At 49.8% G+C, this 8,271-nt stretch carries 10 protein-coding genes; all 10 read right to left on the bottom strand.

What is annotated here, in order from left to right:
* Positions 1-119: 119 nt before the first annotated feature.
* Positions 120-278 carry a transposon-encoded TnpW family protein gene (locus WMO62_RS15230; RefSeq protein WP_002596227.1) on the bottom strand — a complete coding sequence of 53 codons (159 nt, stop codon included), beginning with the start codon at positions 276-278 and terminating at the stop codon, positions 120-122.
* A gap of 142 nt (positions 279-420) precedes the next feature.
* Positions 421-2,292, bottom strand: a complete 1,872-nt coding sequence (locus tag WMO62_RS15225) for an AAA family ATPase (RefSeq protein ID WP_349145217.1) — start codon at positions 2,290-2,292, stop codon at positions 421-423.
* Positions 2,289-3,785, bottom strand: a complete 1,497-nt coding sequence (mobQ, locus tag WMO62_RS15220) for a MobQ family relaxase (RefSeq protein ID WP_349145216.1) — start codon at positions 3,783-3,785, stop codon at positions 2,289-2,291. Before mobQ ends, WMO62_RS15225 begins: the two co-directional genes overlap by 4 nt.
* The gene (locus WMO62_RS15215; protein WP_349145215.1) at positions 3,751-4,110 is read right to left on the bottom strand and encodes a DUF3847 domain-containing protein; all 360 of its coding nucleotides are present in this window, start codon (positions 4,108-4,110) and stop codon (positions 3,751-3,753) included. Before WMO62_RS15215 ends, mobQ begins: the two co-directional genes overlap by 35 nt.
* A gap of 44 nt (positions 4,111-4,154) precedes the next feature.
* On the bottom strand, positions 4,155-4,340 hold the full coding sequence (locus tag WMO62_RS15210; protein WP_005944784.1) for a hypothetical protein: 186 nt from the start codon (positions 4,338-4,340) through the stop codon (positions 4,155-4,157).
* A 123-nt stretch (positions 4,341-4,463) separates the two neighbouring features.
* Positions 4,464-4,904 (bottom strand): DUF6591 domain-containing protein, encoded by a 441-nt coding sequence (locus tag WMO62_RS15205; RefSeq protein ID WP_117805433.1) that lies wholly within the window; start codon positions 4,902-4,904, stop codon positions 4,464-4,466.
* A 2-nt stretch (positions 4,905-4,906) separates the two neighbouring features.
* A complete protein-coding gene (locus WMO62_RS15200; RefSeq protein ID WP_118717890.1) occupies positions 4,907-5,365 on the bottom strand; it encodes an HAAS signaling domain-containing protein in 459 nt (152 codons plus the stop codon).
* Positions 5,362-5,733 carry a PadR family transcriptional regulator gene (locus WMO62_RS15195; RefSeq protein WP_242998616.1) on the bottom strand — a complete coding sequence of 124 codons (372 nt, stop codon included), beginning with the start codon at positions 5,731-5,733 and terminating at the stop codon, positions 5,362-5,364. The genes WMO62_RS15200 and WMO62_RS15195 overlap by 4 nt, the downstream gene beginning before the upstream one ends.
* 145 nt (positions 5,734-5,878) lie before the next feature.
* Positions 5,879-6,223, bottom strand: coding sequence for a TnpV protein (locus WMO62_RS15190; RefSeq protein ID WP_349145214.1), 345 nt, complete (start codon positions 6,221-6,223; stop codon positions 5,879-5,881).
* Positions 6,220-8,271 (bottom strand): DUF4368 domain-containing protein (locus WMO62_RS15185; protein ID WP_349145213.1); only part of this gene is annotated, 2,052 nt, incomplete at its 5' end. The genes WMO62_RS15185 and WMO62_RS15190, both read right to left, overlap by 4 nt.

The following is an 8,271-nucleotide window of genomic DNA, read 5'->3' as shown; positions in this document are numbered from 1 at the left end:
CTCACGAAGTTCTGCGATATCAAATGGGGCAAGTCTGGCTCCACAGGATATCAAAATACTTTTCGCTGTCTTTCCAGAGACGAAAAGTCAAGGACTTTTTCATCAAATTCAAAAAGAAGTCACATTTTGCGGACTTCCTCACGGAGCATACGCTTGATTTTGTCCTCCATCGTCTCTTTTGCGGTCTCACTGAAATGGACACGGACGATATAGGTGGTCTTGCCGATCTGCTTTCTGACAGTCGGGCAAGTGGCGGTGTTGGTTGCGGTATTGTTCATTCAAAATCCTCCTGTAAATGAAAAATGCCCGGTGACTGTTCATCATCGGGCGGTGTCGGTATGAGGGAACAAGGCAAGGCGGCAACATTAAGGTATCTATAAAAACCTTGCCGTCTTCGCCACGCTTGCCGTGTTCCTGTTGTTAGTCTCGGAGATAGCAGACCCATGCTGTGCCGTCTTTCTCGGTCACAAGTCTGTCCCCGATACGGCTCTTTGCCGTTCTCATGGTGCGTGAAGAAATCCCACGCTCATTGACCGTCTTTTCCAGCTCTGCACTTGGCATACGCTTTCCATCTGCCAGCAGTTCCAGAATGAGCATTTGCGCCTGTGCGGTCTTGCTCTCGGTCTTGGCGGTGTCTGTCCCGGCAAGAAGCTCGTCAGCGGTAATGTCATAAGCCCCTATCCACTCAAAGCCTTTCTCGTCTCCCAGAGAAAAGGCAAGGGACTGTCCGGGCGGCGCAAGGGAGCTTTTCTCATGGATAAGTACCCTTGTTGTGGGGCTGTCCTTCAGCTTGCCGATAAAGAGCAGACTGCGGACTGCCGCCGTAATGTCGATAGACCCTAATCCCCGGTAGGTGCTTTGCGTTCCTGCGGCTTTGTTGAGGTGTCCGATCAGCACGATAGCGCACCCGGTAGCCTGTGCAATGTCTCCCAGACTGCGGAATATCGGGCGCACCTCGTTTGCCCGGTTCATGTCCACATCTGCGCCCAGAAACGCCTGTACCGGGTCAATGATAACCAGCCTTGCGTTGTTTTCCCGGATTGCCCTTGCGATGCGTTCATCGGCAAGGGTCAGCGGTGTGTCTCTATCGTCAATGACAAGCACTTTTTCAAGGTCTGCGTCCGCTTCCATCAGCCGGGGCTTAACGGTATCGCCCAGACCGTCCTCGGCGGTCTGATAGATGATATTGAAAGGCTCAAGTGTCTCCATACCGGGTAAAGGCTTTCGATTGGTGCAAGCCGCCGCAAGGCGCATAGCAAAGTAGGTCTTGCCCTCGCCGGGGTTGCCCTGTATAATCGTCAGCTTTCCAAAGGGGATATAGGGAAACCATAGCCAATCCACGCTCGTCAGCTCCACATCTGCCATGCGGAGCATGGGAACAGGCTGGGCGGTGGGCAGCTCTCGCAGCGTGATTGTCTCGGCTATGAATTTGCGGCTGGGAATGTCCCCTTGCTGACGGAGAACATCGTTCCAGTCTTTCCTTGCCGGGACAAGGCGAATGACGGCGATCTCGCCGGGAATGTCCTGTGCCAGCCGGGTGCAGGCTTCGCTTCCTGCGGTGTCGCTGTCAAGGCAGAGGAACACTTTTTGTGTGTCCTTGCGTTCAGAAAGAAAACGGTCAAGGGCTTTGCCAGAAACGCCGCCCAGCGCAAGATAGCTTCGGCTTTGCCAGTCCTGCGGATAAAGGCAGATGAACGATACCAGGTCTATCGGTGCTTCAAAGACAAAGAGCTGGTTGCCGTTTCCCTCATAGCGGAACGGATAGGACTTGTCAGACCCGGCAATATCCTGTCTGAATGTGTCTGCCGTTCCTCGCACATGGGCGTATCTCGGTGTGCCGTTTCGGTCTCTGCCGACAAACACAACATTGTGCCGCTTTGCGTCCTCGTAAATATCCCCGGAAAGAAGAAAAGCCTCAACCAGTTTCGGGTTGAGGCCTCGGCTTTCGCAAAGATATTGAATTGCTCTGTCGGCTGTTCTGTTGTGCAAGGGCAAGTGGAACGCTGTGTGCGGTGCTGTGGTGGCTTCGGTCTGTCCCTCGCCGTTTTCGCCTGTCAACATCTGGACGGCTTCGGGAAAGGACTTGCCGTAAAACTCCATGACAAAATCAATGGGATAGCCGCCCTTGCTCTGGCTATGGCGAAACCACTTGTTTCCCCGGACGGTCAGGCTGTCATGTTCTTTCCAGCGGTATTCCCGTCCGCTTTTGATAAGCGTCTCTCCCTGTGTACGGAGAAAATCTTCCAGACTGACGGCGTTCGCCCGGTCAATCTGTGCTTGGGTGTAATTCATCGGGATAGTTCCTCCTTTTTGTGTTGTGTTTGGGGTCGATTTTGGAGCATTTGTTCCTCTGTGCGCTCGTTAAATCGGGCGGCAGTATCTACACATGACTTGACCTTCCAAAGGCGGTGTAAATCGTCTCTGACAGCCTTAAACTCGCCATAGGTGGTTTCGTGCGCCTGTTCCAGCTCGTCATACTCTTCGGTCAGCTTTTTCATATCCACCTTGCCGTCTGGGAACTCCCCAGTCAGCTTTCGTCTGGCGGCGTAGAACTGTTTCAGTTCCGCTTCATGCTCTGCCTTGTACTTGGCTCTGGGCTTCTCAAACTTGATTTTCTGCAAGCCGTCATAGACAGGCTTCAAGCTCTGGAAAGCGGCGGAGCTGTCATAGAGCTGCTTGATTGCTTTCATTCGGGTGTTCTGTTCGTCCAGCGTTTTCTTCAAGCTCTCTGTGGCAGCACTGTGTTCGCTGACACGGCGTTCCAAATCCTCAAGGGAGTAAATGCCGTTTGCCCGGAGATAATTGAAAGTCTCGTTCATCTCCTTTAGGTTGCTGATTTTACCTTTCTGGGAATACGCCCCGGCTTTGCGCTGGGTGTAATAGGCGTTCAGCAGAGAAACAAGGTCGGGTGCCTGCGGCTTGGCAAGCTCCGCTTTTGCTTCGGCAATCCAATCGAACAGGAGAGCGATTTTCTTCTTGATGTCCCGGATTACGGCGTTGGTGGCTTTAATCCAGCGGTTGAACTCGCCCTTTTCGGTGCGGATGCCTTTCTTCTCCATCGCCCGGACGGTTGCGCCCTCATGGACGGTGGGAAGAAGCTCCACACCCTGACGCTCATAGCTTCGGTGGTCGATACGAACGTCAAGCCCCTTTTCCGCAAACTTGGCGTTGCATAGCTCCGCCCATGTCTGCCGCCAGTATTCCAGCGTTTCGGGACTGCCCCAGTCGGTAGTGGGAACGGCGTTGAACACAAACTTTCCGTCTGCGTCTCGGATACGGTTGCCGTCCTCGTCCAACTCATACACCCGGCGTTGCTTTAGTCCCCATTTACCGTTCTGCTCGATGGGGCGGATAGGGCAAAGCACATGAAAATGCGGGTTTGGTATGCCGCCGTCCTCCCGGTCTGGCTGGTGTACGGCGAAGTCAACCACCATGCCCCGGCTCACAAAGTTCTCCAATAAAAATTGCCTTGCAAGAGCGATGTTTTCCTCAAGGGAAAATTCATTCTGCAAGGCAATGTCAAAGCTGTATGCAAGCTGGGCGTTCTTTCCACGCTCGGCTTTTTCCACGGCGTTCCATAGGGTCTGACGGTCTGCGTATTCTGGCGGTGCATGGGACGGCAGGAGAATGTCGGAGCAGATCACGCCGCCCTTGCGGGTGTAGTCGCTGTATTCGCCGTAATACTCGCTATACAATCGCTCCCCGGCACGGTAGGCAGCAGAAGCGATAGCGGACTGTCCTGCGCTTCGCTTAGTCTGCGTGACGCTCAGATGAAATAGTGCCATCGGCTTTCAACTCCTTTTCTCTGTTTGCTTGGCTGATGTGGGTAATCGTCATGTGACGGACGGCTCGCTGGACTTCGGACAAAGAAAAGATTTGTTCCATCAGCTCTGTCATTTCGGTGCGTGTGAGATCTTTGACCTCCGGGGCAAGGCTCTCAATCGTGCCGCCCAGATTGCAAAGACGATGGGTGCGTTTCTGCCTTTCGCCTTTCTCCAGATATTTCTTTCTGTTCTCAAGACGGTTGAGCTTGTGCTTCTCCTGTGCAAGCTGCGTCTCGGCCCGTTCCTTTTCGGCTCGGAGCTGTTCAAGGGTTTTCGGTTTTGTCATTGTGATTGACCTCCTTTTTTGATTTTTGGGATAAAAAAAGACCGTCAACTTTTCGCATAGTGCGACCAGTCAACGGTCAGTTTTTCGGTATTCAGTTTTTCAAACTTGCTGGCGGCGAACAGCATTTTATGCTGTTTGCGGACGGCAAGTCCACAAGGGATAGCCGCTTTAGCGGCGCAAGGGGGTGTAGCCACCTTGACGGAACGAAGTGACGCAACATTCTCGGTCAAGCAGTTTTCTTCTGCTGACGGAGAATGAAGCTCCGCAGGACGCACGATACTCCCGATAGGAGAGTATAGAAGTGCGCCCTTTAGTTCCTAAAGGGATTTTGCTTCGCTGTTTATTGCACGCTCTCATTTTTCAAATGAAACATAAATTGTTAAATTATCAGGTATATAGCTGATACTTAAACCTTTTTCTCCATTTGATAGGAGTGTCCCGACAGAAACATAGTTTTCTCCTTTGATTTTCTCTGACACATTCTCAACTACTGAAAAGCCCTCTTGTATCAAAAGTTCCATGTAGTTATCATAGTCGTTTTCGTCTATACCTGCAATACTGATACTGAAATTTCCGTGTTCTGTATCAAGCATAGCCCATGCAACTGTGCCAGTTGGAACGGGAAGTCCCTCAGTATATTCATTGACTGGCCATTCTCCCTCATCAAGCCTAATAATACCTTCAGATTGCGAATTGCTTGCGTCTCCTGTGTCTTTGGGTGGTGTTTTTGGGGCGGAGCAAGCAGTCAATGACAATATAAGCAAAATTGCAATTCCCGGAATAAATCTTTTCATAGTTACCTCCTATTGTTGTGGACAGCTCTGATAATCTGAATTGTGGCAAATACAAAAGCGATTATGCCAACCAATAAAATAATTTGAGAAGCATCAAAAATAAAATCACCATTAACCTGAATGTTTGTCATTGCGTCTGCTTGCCCGATTGCTCCTTCCGGCACTTTACCAGACTTTGCAGTAGCATAAATTAAAAAAGCAACAATAGCTACCACAAGGGAAATGACACTTGAAATGATCCATTTCCGTTTCTTTGGGACGGAATTATCAATTCCAAACTGTTCTGCTGTGCTGTTAGCAAATTCTTGCGGCGTTCCAAGCCTTTCGATTACCTGTTGTTCAGTTTCTCCATGCTCCACGGCAGAATTAAATATTTCATTCAAGTCACGCACAACCTCGGTTTTGGCTTTGCGTGATAAATTTAATTCCTTTTCAACCTGCCTTATGTATTGCTCCTTCATTCTGAGACCTCCGTTTGTTGATAGGTGGCGATAAAGCTATTTACACAATCCGTATAGCTGGACCAAAACGTAATCAATTCCTGTAAAACTTCCTTTCCTTTAAGAGTAAGGGAGTAATATTTTTTTGATCCGCCATTAGCAGCCGCTGGTGCTAAACGACATTGAATTAGTTCCGCTTCTTGTAAGCGATACAGAATAGGGTAAATCGTTCCCTCTTTTGCATATCCTAAGACAGATGCACTGCTATTTAACTCTGTGATTATTTCATAGCCATAGGTCTCTTTGCGCCCGATTAAGGATAATAGTATCATTTCAAGAGAGCCTTTTTTGAATTGTTGCACATATTTGTTATCCATAATCTTCACCACACTTTAGTTCTGCTGATTAGCGTTGCTAAGTAGCAGAACTAATTATACTCATACTCGGTGCCTTAGTCAATAGACTCCTTGAAAAAGTTACAGTTTGTTCAAGCGTTTGAGCGCCCGAACATTTTTCGTCCGGGCGCTCTCAGTATCAGTCATAAATCAGCTCAAACTTCACAATCTCCTCTGCCTGTGCCTTGCAAGCGTTCATCTGCCGCACCCATTCCATTTGGTTTTCGGCTTTCAGCTTTTCGGTCACGCCGTTTCGCTTCGCCAGCGACCGCACGATCAGCTCCGTGCGGTTTCGTGCCGCTTCATCAATCTCGGCGCAATGCTCAAAGAGCTTGTCGGATAGCACCAGCTCATTGAACAGTATCGGGCGGTGCATTTCCAAATACGCTTTGCGAAGTCTGCCATAGTGACCGATGGGCTTGGTCTTGCGGATAACGATGTTCGGGATAAGATAATCTCCGTTCTGTCTATAAGTGATGTTCATGCAATCTGCGCTCCTTTCTGCGGCTCTCTCTGCGGTAAACTGCTGACAGGGACGAACACACCCTTTGCAATATCCTCCGCACGAATGGCGGCTTTCTTGTCTTCGATTTCCGCCTTTTTCCTCTCTTTGATTTTGTCCTCGTAACGCTTCTGCGCTCCGCTGGCTTTACGCTTCAAGTAGTTCTGATGAAGCCTGTCCTTGCGTTCCTCACGCTTGCGGATTTCCTCTAATTCCTCCGGGGTAAGCTCCGCTTCTCCAAACGCCGGGGGAACGAATCGCCCAACAAAATTGAAGTAAATCTCGACCTCCTGTGTGGTCTGTATACTGCCTTTACGGTCACGCTCATGCACAAGGATTTTCTCGATAAACTCGTTGAGCATAGCAATGGTCAGCTTGTCGAAGTTCTCATACTTGTCAATCAGAGCGATAAAACGGTCAGCGTCCTTTTCGTGCTTCTCATAGCTCTTGACTGCCTTTTCCAGAGCAGAGATTTCAGCGGTAAGCTCGGTCTGCTCCTTTTCGTATTGAGCGTCCAGAGTGGCGTATCTGCTGTCGGACAGCTTTCCTAAAATGTTATCCTCATAGATTTTGCAGAGCAGGACTTCCAGCTCGGACACTCTCTGCTTGGCGGTGGCAAGGCGTGTCCGCTGTTTCTTAACCTCTGCTGTCTGCTGGCTGGACTGCGCTTCCTGTACCACTCGGACAAACTCGGCTCGGTCATGCTTTGCATATTCGGCAATAGCTTTGAGCATTTCGGAAACAAGGGACAGTACCACATCTTCATTGATACGGTGCTGTGTCGTGCAGAGCTTTCCAACTGGGACTTTGCTGTATTGGGAACAGGTATATTGAGAAATACGCTTGCCGTTGTTGGTACGGTGGACATACATCTTGCCGCCGCAATCGGCACAATAAAGCAAGCCTGTGAGGGGAGCTGCTTCGCCCCAGCCGTCCGGGTAGCGTCTGACATTCCCACGGATTTTCTGCACAAGGTCAAAGGTCTGCTGGTCAATGATAGGCTCATGGGTATTCTCGAAAATTGTCCATTCGTCCTCCGGGACATAATGGCTTTTCTTGTCCTTGAAGTGCTTGCGGGTCTTGAAATTGATGGTGTGTCCCAGATACTCACGCTTTTCAAGAATGTTGCAGATGGTGGAAGAACCCCAGCCGTACACATCTTTGAAAGTCTTGTTTTTGTTCACGCCCTCGCCGTGTTGGGCAAGGTAAGCAGACGGAATGAGGACTTTTTCTTCTTTCAGCTTGCTGGCAATCTGATACGGGCCGTAGCCCTCAATCGTCATGGCAAAGATGCGCTTGACCACCTCTGCGGCTTCGGGGGCAACCAACCATTGATCTCTGGCTTCGTTCCAGAGATAGCCGTAAATGACCGTGCCTGTGAGGTGCTTGCCGGACTTGCCTTTGGACTGGAAAGTGGAACGGATTTTACGGCTGGTGTCTCTGGCGTAATACTCGTTCATAATGTTGCGGAAAGGGGTAAAATCATCGTCACCTCTGGCACTATCCACGCCGTCATTGATAGCGATAAGTCGCACGCCACGCTGACGCAGGATTTCCATAATCTGACCGACTTTCAGATAGTCACGACCCATGCGGCTCATGTCCTTGATGCACAAATACTCCACATTCCCGGCTTCCACTTCTTTCATCATTGCTAAAAATCCGGGACGGTCAAAGCAAGTACCACTAATGCCATCGTCCGTGAAATGGACAATGTTTGTAAAGCCCTGCCGTGCGGCGAACTCCTCCAACATTGCCTTTTGATTGGATATGGAATTGCTCTCACGCTGTTGGTCATCATCTTTGCCAAAGTCATCACGGCTCAGTCGTTCGTACAGAGCTGTGATTTTCTCATTTTTTCTCATAACTTGCGCTCCTTTCTTCGGCTTTAGGTTGTGTGTTCTAAGAGACTTCCCAACCGCTTGATTAAGAAGTCTTTTAGAGCATACAACACCAGCCGCCATTTTATATTTTTTATACTGTCTGACCGCAAAGTGCTGCGGATCTCTTTCTTCCAGTTCCTGGAACAT

It is taken from the genome of Hominiventricola aquisgranensis (genome assembly GCF_040096225.1).
Lineage (GTDB): Bacteria > Bacillota > Clostridia > Lachnospirales > Lachnospiraceae > Hominiventricola > Hominiventricola aquisgranensis.
This window is presented reverse-complemented; position numbering and strand designations above follow the sequence as displayed.

Excerpts from the sequence above, each read along its gene's own strand:
- WMO62_RS15230 (WP_002596227.1), bottom strand. The coding sequence starts at position 278 with ATGAACAATACCGCAACCAACACCGCCACTTGCCCGACTGTCAGAAAG.
- WMO62_RS15225 (WP_349145217.1), bottom strand. The coding sequence starts at position 2,292 with ATGAATTACACCCAAGCACAGATTGACCGGGCGAACGCCGTCAGTCTG.
- mobQ (WP_349145216.1), bottom strand. The coding sequence starts at position 3,785 with ATGGCACTATTTCATCTGAGCGTCACGCAGACTAAGCGAAGCGCAGGA.
- WMO62_RS15215 (WP_349145215.1), bottom strand. The coding sequence starts at position 4,110 with ATGACAAAACCGAAAACCCTTGAACAGCTCCGAGCCGAAAAGGAACGG.
- WMO62_RS15205 (WP_117805433.1), bottom strand. The coding sequence starts at position 4,904 with ATGAAAAGATTTATTCCGGGAATTGCAATTTTGCTTATATTGTCATTG.
- WMO62_RS15200 (WP_118717890.1), bottom strand. The coding sequence starts at position 5,365 with ATGAAGGAGCAATACATAAGGCAGGTTGAAAAGGAATTAAATTTATCA.
- WMO62_RS15190 (WP_349145214.1), bottom strand. The coding sequence starts at position 6,223 with ATGAACATCACTTATAGACAGAACGGAGATTATCTTATCCCGAACATC.